General features: G+C 64.0%; 18 protein-coding genes and 1 riboswitch. Of the genes, 8 read left to right on the top strand and 10 right to left on the bottom strand.

All coding sequences use genetic code 11. From position 1 onward, the window contains the following. Positions 1 to 6: 6 nt before the first annotated feature. The 5 genes from JQC81_RS17690 to coxB all read right to left on the bottom strand — a co-directional run bounded on the left by JQC81_RS17690 (position 7) and on the right by coxB (position 4368). A complete protein-coding gene (locus JQC81_RS17690; RefSeq protein WP_203273104.1) occupies positions 7 to 597 on the bottom strand; it encodes a cytochrome c oxidase assembly protein in 591 nt (196 codons plus the stop codon). An 8-nt stretch (positions 598 to 605) separates the two neighbouring features. Next, the gene (locus JQC81_RS17685) at positions 606 to 767 is read right to left on the bottom strand and encodes a cytochrome c oxidase system small membrane protein (RefSeq protein ID WP_203273103.1); all 162 of its coding nucleotides are present in this window, start codon (positions 765 to 767) and stop codon (positions 606 to 608) included. Between the two features lie 4 nt (positions 768 to 771). Then, positions 772 to 1728: a heme o synthase gene (locus tag JQC81_RS17680; protein WP_203273102.1), complete on the bottom strand. Its 957-nt coding sequence runs from the start codon at positions 1726 to 1728 to the stop codon at positions 772 to 774. Positions 1729 to 1858: 130 nt separating this feature from the next. Then, positions 1859 to 3484 carry a cytochrome c oxidase subunit I gene (ctaD, locus tag JQC81_RS17675; RefSeq protein ID WP_203273101.1) on the bottom strand — a complete coding sequence of 542 codons (1626 nt, stop codon included), beginning with the start codon at positions 3482 to 3484 and terminating at the stop codon, positions 1859 to 1861. Between the two features lie 26 nt (positions 3485 to 3510). After that, positions 3511 to 4368 (bottom strand): cytochrome c oxidase subunit II, encoded by an 858-nt coding sequence (coxB, locus tag JQC81_RS17670; protein ID WP_203273135.1) that lies wholly within the window; start codon positions 4366 to 4368, stop codon positions 3511 to 3513. Positions 4369 to 4682: 314 nt separating this feature from the next. Between coxB and JQC81_RS17665 the strand changes: the two genes are divergently transcribed. Together JQC81_RS17665 and JQC81_RS17660 are read left to right on the top strand one after the other, a co-directional pair. Beyond that, positions 4683 to 5195 carry an invasion associated locus B family protein gene (locus JQC81_RS17665; protein ID WP_203273100.1) on the top strand — a complete coding sequence of 171 codons (513 nt, stop codon included), beginning with the start codon at positions 4683 to 4685 and terminating at the stop codon, positions 5193 to 5195. A gap of 26 nt (positions 5196 to 5221) precedes the next feature. After that, complete coding sequence (locus tag JQC81_RS17660; RefSeq protein WP_203273099.1) at positions 5222 to 5794, top strand: hypothetical protein; 573 nt, start codon at positions 5222 to 5224, stop codon at positions 5792 to 5794. Between the two features lie 3 nt (positions 5795 to 5797). Here JQC81_RS17660 and JQC81_RS17655 read toward each other — a convergent pair whose 3' ends face one another. Beyond that, positions 5798 to 7102, bottom strand: a complete 1305-nt coding sequence (locus JQC81_RS17655; RefSeq protein ID WP_203273098.1) for a hemolysin family protein — start codon at positions 7100 to 7102, stop codon at positions 5798 to 5800. A gap of 163 nt (positions 7103 to 7265) precedes the next feature. Next, a riboswitch (glycine riboswitch) is annotated at positions 7266 to 7357 on the top strand. Between the two features lie 156 nt (positions 7358 to 7513). Here JQC81_RS17655 and gcvT point away from each other — a divergent pair. From gcvT to gcvPB, 6 genes are read left to right on the top strand one after another with little or no spacing between them, the layout of a single operon-like run. Next, positions 7514 to 8662 carry a glycine cleavage system aminomethyltransferase GcvT gene (gcvT, locus tag JQC81_RS17650; RefSeq protein ID WP_203273097.1) on the top strand — a complete coding sequence of 383 codons (1149 nt, stop codon included), beginning with the start codon at positions 7514 to 7516 and terminating at the stop codon, positions 8660 to 8662. A 25-nt stretch (positions 8663 to 8687) separates the two neighbouring features. Beyond that, the gene (gcvH, locus tag JQC81_RS17645; protein ID WP_036357800.1) at positions 8688 to 9062 is read left to right on the top strand and encodes a glycine cleavage system protein GcvH; all 375 of its coding nucleotides are present in this window, start codon (positions 8688 to 8690) and stop codon (positions 9060 to 9062) included. A 14-nt stretch (positions 9063 to 9076) separates the two neighbouring features. After that, complete coding sequence (locus JQC81_RS17640; RefSeq protein ID WP_203273096.1) at positions 9077 to 9553, top strand: OsmC family protein; 477 nt, start codon at positions 9077 to 9079, stop codon at positions 9551 to 9553. Between the two features lie 16 nt (positions 9554 to 9569). Continuing rightward, on the top strand, positions 9570 to 10076 hold the full coding sequence (locus tag JQC81_RS17635) for a hypothetical protein (protein ID WP_203273095.1): 507 nt from the start codon (positions 9570 to 9572) through the stop codon (positions 10074 to 10076). Positions 10077 to 10091: 15 nt separating this feature from the next. Beyond that, complete coding sequence (gcvPA, locus tag JQC81_RS17630) at positions 10092 to 11432, top strand: aminomethyl-transferring glycine dehydrogenase subunit GcvPA (protein WP_203273094.1); 1341 nt, start codon at positions 10092 to 10094, stop codon at positions 11430 to 11432. Next, positions 11432 to 13078, top strand: coding sequence for an aminomethyl-transferring glycine dehydrogenase subunit GcvPB (gcvPB, locus tag JQC81_RS17625; RefSeq protein WP_246520503.1), 1647 nt, complete (start codon positions 11432 to 11434; stop codon positions 13076 to 13078). The genes gcvPA and gcvPB overlap by 1 nt, the downstream gene beginning before the upstream one ends. 170 nt (positions 13079 to 13248) lie before the next feature. Here gcvPB and JQC81_RS17620 read toward each other — a convergent pair whose 3' ends face one another. From JQC81_RS17620 to JQC81_RS17605, 4 genes are all read right to left on the bottom strand, one after another. Then, the gene (locus JQC81_RS17620; RefSeq protein WP_203273093.1) at positions 13249 to 13899 is read right to left on the bottom strand and encodes an HAD family hydrolase; all 651 of its coding nucleotides are present in this window, start codon (positions 13897 to 13899) and stop codon (positions 13249 to 13251) included. Between the two features lie 65 nt (positions 13900 to 13964). Continuing rightward, the gene (locus tag JQC81_RS17615; protein WP_203273092.1) at positions 13965 to 14450 is read right to left on the bottom strand and encodes a F0F1 ATP synthase subunit B family protein; all 486 of its coding nucleotides are present in this window, start codon (positions 14448 to 14450) and stop codon (positions 13965 to 13967) included. A gap of 13 nt (positions 14451 to 14463) precedes the next feature. Next, positions 14464 to 15009, bottom strand: coding sequence for a F0F1 ATP synthase subunit B family protein (locus JQC81_RS17610; RefSeq protein ID WP_203273091.1), 546 nt, complete (start codon positions 15007 to 15009; stop codon positions 14464 to 14466). A gap of 117 nt (positions 15010 to 15126) precedes the next feature. Then, on the bottom strand, positions 15127 to 15286 hold a 160-nt coding region (locus JQC81_RS17605), incomplete at its 5' end, for a F0F1 ATP synthase subunit C (RefSeq protein ID WP_203273090.1).

Below are 15286 nucleotides of genomic sequence, written 5' to 3'. Positions count from 1 at the left end.
CGTGTCTTATTGAGATATGGGGGTGGTGGATGATGTCACCTCCGCCACCGGCTTGCCCCCCTTCGAGGGGAAGTAGGTGTAGGAGAGGGTGATGGATGAAAGGTCCTTCACGTCACGATCCTGCGCCAGGCGGGGATCGACGTAGAAGACGACCGCGGATTCGAGGGTTTCGCCCGGCTGCAGGATCTGTTCGGTGAAGCAGAAGCATTCGAGCTTGGAAAAGTAAGTGCCGGCCAGATCGGGCTGCACATTGTAGGTGGCAATGCCCGTGCTTGGCTTGTCGCCCTTGTTGGTGACCTTGTAGAGCACCGTCGTGGTCTCGCCGAGCTTGACCTTGACCTCGGGCGTCTCCGGCGAGAAACGCCAGTTCAGGCCGGGCGCCACATTGGAGTCGAAGCGGACGGAGATCGTCCGGTCCAACACCTGCGAGCCGTTGCCGTCGACCGCGACGGGCGTGCCGCCGAAGCCCGTGACCTTGCAGAAGAGGTCGTAGAGGGGAACGGACGCATAGGCGAGGCCAACCATGCCCACCACGAGACCGACGCAGGCGAAGGCCGTGCGGTGCATCTTGCGTTGGATGTGCGGGTTCTCTGCCATTTCAGACCTCACATGGGACGCTGCAGGACGCCCGGTCCGAGCTTCGCGATCGTGACCACGTAGAACAGAACCACGAGCACGCCGAGGGTGAGCGCCAGCGCGAGCGAGCGCGTGCGGCGGCGCTTCTGTTCTTCAGGCGTCAGGCTCTGGTGTCTTTTGCGATCCGCCATGTGGTTACCCGAACACCGGCCGGAAGAAGCCGAAGCCGTGCTCCACGAGCAGGGTCGCGAAGAGCAGGAAGAGGTAGAGGATCGAGAAGCCGAAGAGCTGCTGGGCCACCCGCATGGCAGGCTCTCCCTGGCGCAGGCGATAGACCTGAACGGCGAGCGCCAGCATGCCGAAGCCGCCGATGAGCGCGATCAGGGCATAAGCCAGTCCGCCGAAGCCCAAGGCCACCGGAGCCATGCCCAGCGGGGCCAAGAGGATCGTGTAGGCGAGGATCTGGAACCGGGTGGCGTCCGGACCCGCCACGTTCGGCATCATGGGAATGCCGGCGCGCTCGTAATCGCCCGACTTCACGAGAGCGAGCGCCCAGAAATGGGGCGGCGTCCACATGAAGATGATGGCGAACAGCACCACGCTGTCCAACGAAACATGGCCCGTGACGGCGGCCTGCGCGACGATCGGGGGGAGGGCGCCCGCCGCACCGCCGATGACGATGTTCTGCTGCGTCGTGCGCTTCAGCCACATGGAATAGACCACCACGTAGAAGAAGATCGTGAAGGCGAGGAGACCTGCGGCCAGCCAGTTGCTGACGAGACCCAGGATAATCACCGAACCGACGGAGAGCGTCACCCCGAAGGCCAAGGCCTCGCCGGGCTGGATCTTGCCGGCCGGGATCGGGCGCTTGCGGGTGCGGGTCATGACCGCATCGATATCCGCATCCCACCACATGTTCAGGCACCCGGATGCGCCGCCGCCGACGGCGATCATGAGGAGCGATACGAAGGCCACGATCGGGTGAACGTTGGATGGGCTCACGACCATTCCAACGAGCGCTGTGAAGACGACGAGAAACATCACCCGGGGCTTCAGGAGGGCGAAGAAGTCGGACACGTCGCCCTGCGACAGGCCTGCCGTGGCAAGGCTCTCGACCTGGGATTCGACCAAACTGTTCGACATGGTGCTCATCACAAATTTCCGAAATGCCGGGACGAGGCGAATAAAGGCCTCAGGAGTGTCGGCTCCTCGCCGGAAGGCTTGTGAGACCCAAGCCCTCTGGGGAGGAGCCGGGCGGCACAAGCCGCCCGACTCAGCTGATTTAATGGTGCGTGTCGATGACGCGCGGCAGGGTCTCGAACTGGTGGAACGGAGGCGGGGAGGACAGGGTCCATTCCAGCGTCGTTGCACCCTCACCCCACGGGTTCGCAGCAGCCTTTTCCTTGCGGATGAAGGCATAGACCACGCCGAACATGAAGATGAAGAGGCCGGCGAAGAACACGTAGCCGCCGATGGAGGATACGAGGTTCCAGCCCGCGAAGGCATCCGGGTAGTCCGCGTAGCGGCGCGGCATGCCCGAGAGGCCAAGGAAGTGCATCGGAAAGAACAGCACATTGGAGCCGATGAAGGCGACCCAGAAGTGCAGCTTGCCGATCCACTCGGGCATCACGTAGCCGGTGATCTTCGGGAACCAGTAGTACATGGCCGCAAAGATCACGAACACCGCGCCGAGCGACAGCACGTAGTGGAAGTGGGCCACCACGTAGTAGGTGTCGTGCATGTAGCGGTCGACGGGAGCGTTCGCCAGAACGACGCCGGTCACGCCGCCGACCGTGAACAGGAACACGAAGCCCACCGCCCACTGCATGGCCGCCGTGAAGCGGATGGAGCCGCCCCACATGGTGGCGATCCAGGAGAACACCTTCACGCCGGTGGGAACCGCGATCACCATGGTGGCGAACACGAAATAGGCCTGGGTCTGGAGCGAGAGGCCGACGGTGTACATGTGGTGAGCCCACACGACGAATCCCACCACGCCGATCGCCACCATGGCGTAGGCCATGCCGAGATAACCGAAGATCGGCTTCTTGGAGAAGGTGGAGATGATGTGGGACACGATGCCGAAGGCCGGCAGGATCATGATGTACACTTCGGGGTGGCCGAAGAACCAGAACAGGTGCTGGTAGAGCACCGGATCGCCGCCGCCCGACGGATCGAAGAAGGTCGTGCCGAAGTTGCGGTCGGTGAGCAGCATCGTGATCGCGCCCGCGAGAACCGGCAGCGACAGGAGCAGCAGGAACGCGGTCACCAGCATGGACCAGGCAAAGAGCGGCATCTTGTGCAGCGTCATGCCCGGAGCGCGCATGTTGAGGATGGTGGTGATGAAGTTGATCGCGCCCAGGATCGACGCCGCACCGGCGAGGTGCAGGGCGAAGATGCCGAAGTCGAGCGCGGGGCCCGGATGGCCGACGGTGGAGAGCGGCGGGTACACGGTCCAGCCGCCGCCGAAGCCGAGCGAGCCCGGGGCGCCCTCGACGAAGAGCGAGCAGAGCATCAGGGCGAAGGCCGAGACGGTGAGCCAGAACGAGATGTTGTTCATCCGCGGGAAGGCCATGTCGGGCGCGCCGATCATGATCGGGATGAACCAGTTGCCGAAGCCGCCGATCAGGGTGGGCATCACCATGAAGAACACCATGATGAGGCCGTGGCCGGTCACGAAGACGTTGTAGGCCTGCGGGTTGGAGAAGTACTGGAGACCGGGGTCCTGGAGCTCCAGGCGCATGCCGATGGAGAGCAAGCCGCCGATAATGCCCGCCGTGAAGCCGAAGATGAGATAGAGCGTGCCGATATCCTTGTGGTTCGTCGAGTAGAACCACCGGCGCCAGAAGCTCGGAAGGTGGTGGTCGTCGTGGTGATCCGCGTGAGCGGCATCAGCTGCATGTGCCATGATAGACCTCTGTGGTCCTTTTCAGATTACTGAGCGTTCGCGAACTTGGTCGGGGCGGAGCTGTCCGTGGAAGCATAACGCTGCTTCGCCTCCGTCAGCCAAGCGGCATATTGCTGCTCGCTCACGACGCGGACTTCGATGGGCATGTAGGGGTGGCCGTTGCCGCAGAGTTCCGAGCACTGGCCGTAATACACTCCCTCCCGCTCGGCCTTGAACCAGACTTCGTTCAGGCGGCCGGGAATGGCGTCGACCTTGAAGTAGAAGGACGGCACCGTGAAGGAATGCATTACGTCGGCCGAGGTGACCTGAACGCGAACCACCTTGCCCACCGGCACGACCATCGCGTTGTCGACGCCGAGCAGGCGGGGCTGGTCGGGCTTACGGGCGCTGTCCTCGGTGACCATGTTCGAATCGAACTTGAAGCCACCGCCCTGATCCTCGGGGTACTCGTAGCCCCAGTACCAGGAATAGCCGGTCACCTTCACCACCAGATCGGCCTGCGGCGGCACGAGCTGCTCGCGCAGCAGGCGGAAGGATGGAATGGCGATCGCCACGAGGATCAGGACCGGGACGATGGTCCAGGCGACTTCGAGCAGAGTGTTGTGGGTGGTCTTCGAGGGGGTTGGGTTCTTGTTCTCGTTGAAGCGCGCAACGATCACAAGGAGCAGCGCCAGCACGAAAAGGCAGATCGCGGCCATGAGCCAAGTAAGGTAGGTGTTGAAGTTGGATACGTTCTGTCCCAACTCGGTCACCATCTCCTGCATGCCGGTTTCCCATGGGGAGGGCTGCCCGGCGGCGGCCCACGCCTCACTTATGCCCAACACAAGTGCGACCGCTGCCGTGGAGAGGGCGGTCACCGATCGACGTGCATTCTCGATCCGCATCGGCGTTCCAAAGCTCCTAAAGATGTGATGGCACAGGGCCATGAAAGCATCGGGGAAGGCGCGGGCGTGCGAATAGCGGCGCCCGGCTTGCGCCATCACCTTTGATCTGCGTCAAAGACCACAGGACGCGCGGAAGCGCAACGGTAGAAGCGTTCCAAACTGTGCGTCATAACCGCCAAAACGCATTTCGACCTTCCAAAGCGCCCCTGTCGCTTGACATTGCGCCCCCTGACATGGTCCCAACGGGCCAAAGTTGTAGTTGGAGCGGCGGCATGCCGCGACCCCTAAACAGGGTTGAAGGAATGGAGAAACCGATGGGCGCATCGCAATGGGTTCGCCACGGCGCGGCCGCTTTCCTGGGGCTGACGGCCCTGCTCGGCGCCAGCAGCGCCGGCGCTCAGGGCATGGTCAAGAACACCTTCGGCGACTGGCAGATGCGGTGCGAGACCCCGGCCGGGGCGACCGCCGAGCAATGCGCCCTGGTGCAGAACGTTGTTGCGGAGGACCGTCCCAACGTCACCCTCGTGATTATCATGTTGAAAACCGCCGACGGCAAAAGCCGCCTCCTGCGCGTGGTGGCGCCGCTGGGTATTCTGCTGCCATCGGGGCTCGGCCTGAAGATCGACCAGACGGATATCGGCCGCGCCGGCTTCGTGCGCTGCCTGGCGTCGGGCTGCGTCGCCGAGGTAGTCATGGAGGACAACCTGATCAACCAGATGAAGACCGGCCAGCAGGCCACCTTCATCGTCTTCCAGACGCCCGAGGAGGGGATCGGCATTCCCGTATCCCTGAACGGGTTCGCGGCCGGGTTCGATGCCCTTCCGTAACAACTAAGAGAGGGTGGGGGACAGACATGAACAAGGGATTGAACCGCGGGACCGGATGGGCCCTCGCCGTGCTCGGCCTCTCGGCCCTGGCCGGCTGCGGGGCGCCGGGCGAGGGCGGCTTCGGCGTCGGCGACATGCTGCTCACGGCGGGAACGACCCAGACGCCGCGACAGGCTGCCGAGACCAGCGACGTGTATTGTCCTACGGTCAGCGTCATGGACGGCGGTTCGGTCATCCGGATCGGCGGCAGTGATCCCGGCTCCGTGCGCAGCCAGATCGCCCTGGGCGACCTCGCCCGCGAATGCGTCGGCCAGCCGGACGGCACCACGCTGGTGAGGGTCGGCGTCGAAGCCCGGGCGCTGCTCGGCGCCGGCGGGTCGGCGGGCCGCTATGACGTGCCGGTCCAGATCGTAGTCAAGGACGGCTCGACCGTTTTCGCCAACCGCTCCCGCCGGGTGGCGGCCGCAATCCCGGCAGGCCAGACCCAGACGACCGTCTCGGTTGTCGAGGAAGGCATCGTGGTTCCGGCTGCGTCCGTGGACAGCTTCGAGATCGAGGTCGGCCTCGGCACCCGCGCGGCGGCAGGACGGCGGGGCTAACGCTCAATACAGGACGGCCGCGCCTGCTCTCTGGTTGAGGGGAGCGGCCAGAACCTTGTCGATCCGGCGCTCGTCGAGGTCGATCACCTCGAAGCGCCAGCCGAAGGTCTCCACGTGTTCGCCCGTGGTCGGCAGGTGCTGAAGCTCGCTGATCACCAGGCCGCCGACCGTGTGATAGCTGCGGGTCTCGGGCAGGGTCACGCCGAGGATCTCCGCCATCTCGTCCACCGGCATGGAGCCGGCGAGCAGCCAGGAGCCATCCTCGCGCCGGACGGCGTCGGGCTCCGGCGCCTCGCCGTCGGACCGGAAGGCGCCGACGATAGCCTCCAGGGCATCCGCCGGGGTCACGACCCCTTCGAAATGGCCGTACTCGTCGTGGACCAGAGCCATGGGCACCTCGGCATCCCTGAGGATCGCCAGGGCATCCAGAGCATAAAGCGTGTCGGGAATGACCGGCGCCTGCTGCAGGTGCTTGCGGATCTCAAGGGGCTGGCCGGTCAGCATGGCGGCCAGAAGCTCCCGCGACTGAACGACGCCGATCACGTTGTCGGGGGTGCCCTCGCTCACCGGCAGGCGCGAATGCGGGGTTTCGATCAGCAGAGCCCGGATCGTTTCCTCGCTGTCCTCGGTATCGATCCAGTCCACGTCAGTCCGGGGCGTCATGAGGCCGCGCACGGTCCGGTCGCCGAGGCGCAGCACGCCCGAGATCATGCGGCGCTCCTCCTCCTCGATCACGCCGGCGCTCTCGGCCTCGCCCACCAGCATCTTGATCTCCTCTTCCGTGACGGTCGACGAATCGTCGGACTTGGTGCCGAAGAGGCTGAAGATCAGGCTGGTGGAGGCATTCAGAAGCCAGACGGCCGGGGCCGCGACCTTCGAGACGACCAGCATCATCGGGGCCATGGCGCAGGCGATGCCCTCCGGGTGGCGCAGGGCGAGCTGCTTGGGAACGAGTTCGCCCACCACGATAGAAAGATAAGTGATGATGCCGATGATGATGCCGTAGCCGAGCGGTTCGGCCGCGCCTTCAGGCATGCCCTGGGCTAAGAAGATATCCGTGAGCCGGCCGCCCAGAGCCGCGCCCGAGAAGGCGCCGGCCAGAATGCCCACCAGGGTGATGCCGATCTGGACTGTTGAGAGAAAGCGGCCCGAATCCTCCATGAGGGTGAGGGCCGTGCTGGCGCCGGAACGGCCCTGCTCGGCCATGGCCTTAAGCCTGGGTCGGCGGGCGGAAACGATGGCCAATTCGGAAAGAGCGAAGACGCCGTTGAGGGCGACGAGAGCGAGAGCGATGATCAGTTCGAGCAACGATGCGTGGAGCTGCTGACCGGATCAGGCCGCGCTTCTCCCCTTCTGTGACAGATGGCCCTAAGATGGAGCCTCCCGGTCGTGCCGTCAATTAAAGGGTGAACAGGCCCGCCTTGCTTTGTTGACAGGAGGCCAATTCCTCTTCAGAGCTTAAAACCAGCCGATGATCCCCGCGGAAGAGACCGGACCTTAGCGTCCGGCGCCGAAGGCGCAACCGCCCCGGAAACGCTCAGGCCAAAGGACCGCGCGGGAGCTGGCACTCTGGAAAGCGACGACGTTTGAAAACGTCGTCCACCGACGGGCGTAACCTTTCGCGCAAGCGTTTGGGAAATCTCTCAGGTCTCGGGACAGAGGGGGCGCAGAGCAACGGGCCGCAAGGCTCGATGGAACGCGCACCTTTGAGGGATACCGATGGCCGAGCCAGCGCATAGCGACGAGCCGCTCCTGAAAACACCGCTCCACGCGGAGCATGTGGCGCTTGGCGCCCGCATGGTGCCGTTCGCCGGCTACGACATGCCGGTGCAGTACCCGACCGGCATCCTCACCGAACATAACTGGACCCGCGAGCATGCGGGGCTGTTCGACGTGTCGCATATGGGCCAGGCCTTCCTCGTGGCCGAGGACAAGAGCCACGAGACAGTGGCCAGGGCCCTCGAGGCGCTGATCCCGGCCGATGTGCTGAACCTCAAGCCCAATCAGCAGCGCTATTCGCAGCTTCTGGCCGACGACGGTGGTATCCTCGACGACCTCATGGTCACGCGCGTCGGCGCTCCCGGTCATGAGGGCTGGCTCTATCTTGTGGTCAACGCCTCCATGAAGGAACAGGACTATGCGCATATCCAGGCGCGCCTGCCGAAAGGCGTAAGCCTGAACCGCAAGGACAACCTTGGGCTGATGGCCTTGCAGGGGCCTTCTGCGGAAACCGTTCTGGCAAAGCTCTCGCCTGAAGCCGCTGCGCTCTCCTTCATGATGTCGGTTGACGTGCAGATCGATGGCATCTGGTGCCATGTGTCCCGCTCCGGCTACACCGGCGAGGACGGCTTTGAGATTTCCTGCCAAGCCGAAGATGCTGCCAAGCTTTGGAGCAAGCTCCTGTCTGATCCGGAGGTGAAGGCCATCGGCCTCGGCGCTCGCGATTCGCTGCGGCTCGAAGCGGGCCTCTGCCTCTACGGCCACGACATCGACACCACCACATCGCCCATTGAGGCAGGCCTGATCTGGTCGATCCAGAAGCGCCGCCGCGAGGAGGGGGGCTTCCCGGGCGCCGAGCGCGTTCAGCGCGAGATCAAGGACGGTGCTTCACGCGTTCGCGTCGGCATCAAGCCGGAAGGCCGCGCTCCTGCCCGCGAAGGCAGCGCCATCACCACGCCTGATGGACGCGAGGTCGGCATCGTCACCTCCGGCGGCTTCGGCCCCACGGTCAACGGCCCGGTCGCTATGGGCTATGTGGCGAAGGACATGTCCGCTGTCGGAACCGATTTGCACCTCATCGTTCGCGGCAAGCCGCTGCCGGCCAAAGTCGCAGCCATGCCGTTCGCTCCCCATCGCTACAAGCGCTGACAACACTATCAAGAGGGAAATCAACATGACTACGCGCTACACCAAGGATCACGAATACATCCGCGTCGAAGGCGATGCCGGAATCGTGGGCATCTCCGATTACGCCCAGGGCCAGCTTGGCGACGTGGTGTTCGTGGAGCTGCCCAGCGTCGGCAAGACCCTGTCGAAGGGCGACGAAGCGGCCGTCGTCGAGAGCGTGAAGGCGGCCAGCGAAGTCTATGCGCCCGTCTCCGGCGAGGTGGTCGAGGTCAACAGCGAGCTCGAAGCCTCTCCCGGCACCGTCAACGAGGACCCGGCCGGCCGCGGCTGGTTCATGAAGATCCGTCTCACGAACGAGAGCGAGCTCGACGGCCTCATGACCGAAGAGCAGTACGGGGAATTCGTGAAGTCGATCTCTTAAAAGAGAACACGGCCATGGCGCACGAATACGGGGCGACAATCCGCTGGACCAGGGGAGAGGACGAGAGCTTCTCCGACAACCGCTACAGCCGCGGCCATACGTGGAGCTTCGATGGCGGCGTCACAGTTCCCGGCTCCGCGTCGCCCTCCGTCGTGTCCTTGCCGCTTTCACGGGAGGATGCGGTCGATCCGGAAGAGGCGTTCGTGGCGGCAATCTCCAGCTGCCACATGCTCACCTTCCTGTCGATTGCTGCCAAGAAGCGATTTGTCGTCGATTTCTATGAGGACAAGGCGCTCGGCATCATGACGAAGAACGAGAACGGCAAGCTCTTCGTTTCCAAAGTGACTCTCGATCCGGCGATTGAATTCTCAGGCGACAAGCAGCCGACGCCTGAGCAGATCGCCGACATGCACCGCCTCGCCCACAAGGAATGCTTCATCGCCAACTCCGTGCTGACGGAGATCGTGGTGGCGGGCATTCCCTCGCATTGATGAAGAGGTGATCCGCATGAGCTTCGACATCCACCTGATCGATGCCACGCAGTCGAAAAGTGCTGTCGAAGTTCAGGCTCTTATCGGTGAGGTTCTCTCCCGACACGCTGCACGGCTCGTTCGCCTGAGTGAGATCGAGCATGTCACGCCGGAGGGAAGAACCTTGAGAGCTGCCGTGGAGAACATCGAGGGTCCAAATGATTTGAGGATCGAATGGTATGGACCTTCTGAAGAGGGAGGCCGAACCTCTGCCCAGGCGACCCCTCGCGACGGCTCCCTCAGGGATACCTGCAAGATTATCTACGACATGGCGGCTCATGTTCCATGGATCATCGCTCCGACCATGGAGGGCGAGGTCTTTCTTCAGCCGATAGAAAGCCGGGATATTCCCATCTCCTACGACGATTTCCCGCCTGTCACCGTCATCGAGAACGCCGACGCTCTTGAAATGATTTTGTCTAAAGGGCTCGACCAATGGTTGGGCTATCGAAACAGGATTCTTGGAATTCCGCAGAACAAGTAAGGCTAGGATTAACTGATGCGTTATTTGCCTTTGTCCGACACCGACCGCAGCGAGATGCTCGCGCGGATCGGCGTTAAACACGTCGATGAACTGTTCGCCGACGTGCCGAAGAACCTGCTCCTTAAGGAGCCGGTGGACCTGCCGCGCCGCAAGGGCGAGCTGGACGTGGAGCGCATCCTCTCGCGCATGTCAGCGAAGAATATTCCGGCTTCGTCGGTGCCGTTCTTCGTCGGCGCAGGCGCCTACAAGCATCATGTGCCGGCGACCGTCGATCACCTGATCCAGCGTTCCGAGTTCCTGACGAGCTACACGCCGTACCAGCCGGAGATCGCTCAAGGGACGCTGCAGTACCTCTTCGAGTTCCAGACCCAAGTGGCCGCGCTCACCGGCATGGAGGTGGCGAACGCCTCCATGTATGACGGTTCCACCGGCACGGGCGAGGCGGTGCTCATGGCGCACCGGGTCACCAAGCGCCGCAAGGCTGTGCTCTCCGGTGGCTTGCATCCGCACTACGCCGATGTGGTGCGGACGCTCTCCGAAATGTCGAGCGACGACGTCGTCACCATGGCGCCTGACGTTGCTGGCGCCGAGGATATTCTCTCGCAGATCGACGACAGCGTGTCCTGCGTGGTCGTGCAGTCGCCGGACGTGTTCGGCAACGTGCGCGACCTGAAGCCCATCGCCGACAAGGCGCATCAGCATGGCGCGCTTCTGATTGCCGTGTTCACGGAGGTCGTGTCGCTCGGTCTGCTGAAGTCTCCTGGCAGCATGGGGGCCGATATCGTGGTGGGCGAGGGGCAGTCCATCGGCAATGCGCTGAACTTCGGCGGCCCCTATGTGGGTCTCTTCGCCACGCAGTCGAAGTTCCTCCGCCAGATGCCCGGCCGCCTCTGCGGCGAGACCGTGGATGCGGACGGCAACCGCGGCTTCGTGCTGACGCTCTCGACCCGCGAGCAGCACATCCGCCGCGACAAGGCGACCTCGAATATCTGCACGAACTCGGGCCTGTGCTCGCTGGCATTTACCATTCACATGACGCTGCTCGGCGAAGCCGGCCTCTCGCGCCTCGCCCGCATCAACCATGCGAATGCTGTGAAGCTGGCCGACCAGCTCTCTGGTGTGAAGGGCGTCGAGGTGCTCAATGAGACGTTCTTCAATGAGTTCACGTTGAGGCTCGCAAAGCCCGCGGCCGAAGTGGTCGAGCGTCTTGCCGAGAAGGGCGTGCTAGCCGGCGTGCCCGTGTCGCGCCTCCTGCCCGGCGCTGGCCTCGACAATCTGTTGCTCGTCGCTTCTACCGAAGTGAACACCGATGATGACCGCGCGGCCTTCTGCGCCGCCTTGAAGGAGGTTCTGTGATGTTGAACCGCCAGGGACGTCCCTCCGCTCCGCAGGCTCATGGCGTGTCCGATCCGGCCGCCGGCATGGGCAATCAGGCAGCCCGCCTGCAGGGCGATGCCAACCGCGCCGCCGGCTCCACTGCTGGCAGCCATCCGACCTTCACCGGCAACAAGGCGCTGGCGCAGATCGAGCCGCTGCTGTTCGAGATCGGCCGCTATGACACCACCGGCGTCGATCTCGACGAGCCGGAGGATTTCAAGCCGCGTCTCGGCGGATTGGAGCGCAAGGAGCCCATCGGCCTGCCGGGTCTGTCCGAGCCTGAGACCATGCGCCATTACGTGCGCCTCTCACAGCAGAACTACGGCATTGATACCGGCCTCTTCCCGCTCGGCTCGTGCACTATGAAGCACAATGCGCGCTTGAATGAGCGCATGGCGCGCCTGCCGGGCTTCTCGGACGTGCATCCTTTGCAGCCGGTCTCCACCGTGCAGGGAGCGCTTGAGCTCATGGACGAGCTCGGACGCTATCTGATTACGCTCACCAACATGACGGCGGTGGCGCTGTCGCCAAAGGCCGGCGCCCATGGCGAGCTCTGCGGCATGATGGCGATCAAGGCTGCCATCGAGGCCAAGGGCGAGGGCGCGACCCGCAACGTGGTGCTGGTGCCGGATTCCGCACATGGCACCAACCCGGCGACCGCAGCCCTCATCGGCTTCAAGGTGAAGCCTGTGCCGGCCCGCGAGGACGGCTGGGTGCATGTGGAGGACGTGAAGGAGCGCCTCGGCCCCGACGTGGCGGCCATCATGCTCACGAACCCCAACACCTGCGGCCTCTTCGAGCCTCAGGTGGCGGAGATCGCAAAGGCGATCCACGATGCAGGTGCGTACTTCTACTGCGACGGCGCCAACTTCAACGCCATCGTCGGCAAGGCGAAGCCGGGTGATCTCGGCGTCGATGCCATGCACATCAACCTGCACAAGACCTTCTCGACGCCGCACGGCGGCGGCGGCCCGGGCTCCGGACCGGTGGTACTCTCCGAGCGTCTTGCGCCGTTTGCGCCGGTGCCGTTCGTTCGCGCGGGCAAGGACAGCTTCGAGCTGGTGGAGCAGGCATCTGACGCCGCTGAGAAGCCTTTTGGCCGCATGACCGCCTTCCACGGCCAGATGGGCATGTATGTGCGCGCTCTGTCCTACATGCTCTCGCATGGTTCGGACGGCATGAAGCAGGCCTCCGAGGATGCGGTGCTCAACGCCAACTACATCCGCGCCGGCCTTGCCGACCTGATGTCGCTGCCCTTCGGCAACAAGCCTTGCATGCACGAGGTGCTGTTCGACGACGCGTGGCTCAAGGACACGGGCGTGACCACGTTGGACGTGGCGAAGGCCATGATAGACGAGGGCTACCACCCGATGACCATGTACTTCCCGCTGGTGGTACATGGCGCCATGCTGATCGAGCCGACGGAATCCGAATCGAAGGCGTCGCTCGACCTCTTCATCGCGATGCTGCGTGATCTCGCCATGGCCGCGAAGAACGGCGACAAAGAGCGCTTCACCGGAGCCCCCTACCACGCCCCACGCCGCCGCCTCGACGAGACCCGCGCGGCGAGGAGCCCGGTGCTCAAGTGGACGCCGCCGGCGCCGGTTGCGGAAGCGGCGGAGTAAGGCTTCTCAAACTGCAAATGCCCGGCCATGTGCCGGGCATTTTCTTTTGTGGTATCGCATCCGTCATCCCGGACGGAGCGCAGCGGAGATCCGGGATAGCGGGACGAGAATGGCGCTTTATTCTGCTGACGATCCCGGATCGGCTTGCGCCGTCCGGGACGACGTCGGTGTTACGCGAACGCTTGCACAGCTCTAGCGAGATCAGTCATCCGTCCGATGATCGTGTGAGCACCTGCCTGCCTAAGCTTTTCCGCATGCTCCGGACCGCAATGGGCGCCGCCGGTGAAGCCGATCACATGCATGCCGGCCGCAAGAGCCCCCTGAACCCCTGCGGCTGAGTCCTCGATCACGATGCAATCCAGCGGGTTTACACCGATGTGCTCGGCCGCATGGAAAAACAGATCCGGTGCCGGTTTGCCGCGCGCGACCTGTGTGGCGCTGAACACCTGGTCGAACAGATCCGACAGCCCTGTGATGCGCAACGACAGGGCTATCCGGTCGGGTGTGGACGAAGACGCCACGCAGCGCGGGTAGGGGAGCGAGAGGATCGCTTCGCGGACGCCCTCGATCGGCTTCAGGTCCGTCTCGAACCTCGCGAAAAGGGCGGTATCCAATTGAGTGCCGAGGTCTGCTGGAAGCGTGCGGCCGTGCTCCGCCTCGAGACGCGCCACCATGTCCTTGAAGCTGACTCCGACGAACTTCCGCGCAATGTCCCGGGCCGAATAGTGGAGCCCAATGTCGGTGAGGATCTGGGCATCAATCTCGCAGGCGAGTGCCTCCGAATCGACCAGAACCCCATCGCAATCAAAGATCAGCAGCATGATGCTCTCCAGCAAAAAGGCCGCCTCAAGGGCGGCCTTCGAGATCGTTGTTTGTGCGAAAAGCCTTACTGCAGCTTCGTGCGCACGTCGTTGAGGCTCGAGGTGACGAGGGAGGCGGCGGTGGCGCCGGTGATCTCGTCGCGCAGGACGCGCTCGGATGCCTTGATGGCGGCGTCGACCGCGGCAGCGCGCACCTCGGCGGAGGCTTGGGCCTCGGCCTGGGCGATCTTCGCCTCGGCGGTGGCCGTGCGGCGCTTCACGAAGTCGGTCATCTTCTCCTGAGCCTCGGCGGCAAGGCGCTCGGCCTCGGCGCGGGCGGTGGAGACGATGTCAGCAGCCTCGCGCTCGGCGGCGGCGCGCTTGGACTCGTATTCCTGAAGCAGCCGCTCGGCATCCTGGCGCAGGCGCTTGGCCTCGGCCAACTCGTCGCCGATGCGCTTGCCGCGGGAGTCGAGCTGGTTCATCACCTTGCCCGGGACGCCGAGATAGAACATCAGGCCCCAGAAGATGAAGAAGGCGACCGCAACCCAGAAATTGGTGTTCTCTAACATGCGGGTCTCCCGATCAGGCCTTGATCTGGTTGAGAGCGGCTTCGACCTTCTGCGGGGCCGGAGCCTTGCCGGTCAGGCGCTCGATAATGGCGGAAGCCGTGTCGCGGGCGATGGCGTCCACGTGGCTCATAGCCTCGGCCTTCTTGGATGAAATGGTAGCCTCGGCCTCGGCGAGACGCTGGTTGAGGTCGGCCTCAAGCGCCTTGCGCTTGGCGTCGCTCTCGGCGGAGAGCTTGGCGCGGGTTTCCTGGGCGAGAGCCTGAGCACGGCCCTTGGCTTCGGCCAGCGACTTCTCGTAAGCGGAACCTGCTTCTTCGGCGCGGGATTTCATGGCGGCCGCGTCGTCGAGATCGCTGGCGATCATGGCGCGGCGGTTTTCGATGATGCCGCTCAGGCGCGGGAGGACCAGGCGTGAGAGCAGGGTGTAGAGCACCACGAAGGTGATGGCGAGCCACAGGAGCTGACCGCCGAACGTCTCCGTCGCGAAGGGCGGGAACCCGACATCGTGAGCGCCGCCGTGGGCCTCTGTTGTGGCGTTGGTCGTTTGAGCCTGAGCCATGAGCAGATCCTAAAGTACCATCCTACAAACATGAATGACGGCGGTTCAATCCGCCGTCACCCCTGTTGAGGCGAAGCGCGCGATGCGCGCCTCAGCCTCCCGATCACCGTCTTGAGATTAGGTGAAGAGCAGAACGAGAGCGACGACGAGGCAGAAGATGCCGAGACCTTCCGCGAGCGCCGCGCCGATGAAGGCGCGGCCGAACTGGCTGTCGGCCGCCGACGGGTTGCGCAGGGCGCCCGAGAGGAAGTTACCGAAGATGTTGCCGACGCCCATG

Source organism: Microvirga arabica, from assembly GCF_016811235.1.
GTDB classification, from domain to species: Bacteria; Pseudomonadota; Alphaproteobacteria; order Rhizobiales; family Beijerinckiaceae; genus Microvirga; species Microvirga arabica.
Note: the sequence above shows the minus strand (reverse complement) of the source record. Positions and strands in the feature narration are given on the sequence as shown.

Coding starts and splice junctions, on each gene's coding strand:
- JQC81_RS17660 (WP_203273099.1), top strand. CDS start 5,222: ATGAACAAGGGATTGAACCGCGGGACCGGATGGGCCCTCGCCGTGCTC.
- JQC81_RS17610 (WP_203273091.1), bottom strand. CDS start 15,009: ATGGCTCAGGCTCAAACGACCAACGCCACAACAGAGGCCCACGGCGGC.
- JQC81_RS17665 (WP_203273100.1), top strand. CDS start 4,683: ATGGGCGCATCGCAATGGGTTCGCCACGGCGCGGCCGCTTTCCTGGGG.
- gcvPA (WP_203273094.1), top strand. CDS start 10,092: ATGCGTTATTTGCCTTTGTCCGACACCGACCGCAGCGAGATGCTCGCG.
- gcvPB (WP_246520503.1), top strand. CDS start 11,432: ATGTTGAACCGCCAGGGACGTCCCTCCGCTCCGCAGGCTCATGGCGTG.
- JQC81_RS17690 (WP_203273104.1), bottom strand. CDS start 597: ATGGCAGAGAACCCGCACATCCAACGCAAGATGCACCGCACGGCCTTC.
- JQC81_RS17685 (WP_203273103.1), bottom strand. CDS start 767: ATGGCGGATCGCAAAAGACACCAGAGCCTGACGCCTGAAGAACAGAAG.
- JQC81_RS17635 (WP_203273095.1), top strand. CDS start 9,570: ATGAGCTTCGACATCCACCTGATCGATGCCACGCAGTCGAAAAGTGCT.
- JQC81_RS17620 (WP_203273093.1), bottom strand. CDS start 13,899: ATGCTGCTGATCTTTGATTGCGATGGGGTTCTGGTCGATTCGGAGGCA.
- gcvT (WP_203273097.1), top strand. CDS start 7,514: ATGGCCGAGCCAGCGCATAGCGACGAGCCGCTCCTGAAAACACCGCTC.
- coxB (WP_203273135.1), bottom strand. CDS start 4,368: ATGCGGATCGAGAATGCACGTCGATCGGTGACCGCCCTCTCCACGGCA.
- JQC81_RS17615 (WP_203273092.1), bottom strand. CDS start 14,450: ATGTTAGAGAACACCAATTTCTGGGTTGCGGTCGCCTTCTTCATCTTC.
- JQC81_RS17640 (WP_203273096.1), top strand. CDS start 9,077: ATGGCGCACGAATACGGGGCGACAATCCGCTGGACCAGGGGAGAGGAC.
- ctaD (WP_203273101.1), bottom strand. CDS start 3,484: ATGGCACATGCAGCTGATGCCGCTCACGCGGATCACCACGACGACCAC.
- JQC81_RS17680 (WP_203273102.1), bottom strand. CDS start 1,728: ATGAGCACCATGTCGAACAGTTTGGTCGAATCCCAGGTCGAGAGCCTT.
- gcvH (WP_036357800.1), top strand. CDS start 8,688: ATGACTACGCGCTACACCAAGGATCACGAATACATCCGCGTCGAAGGC.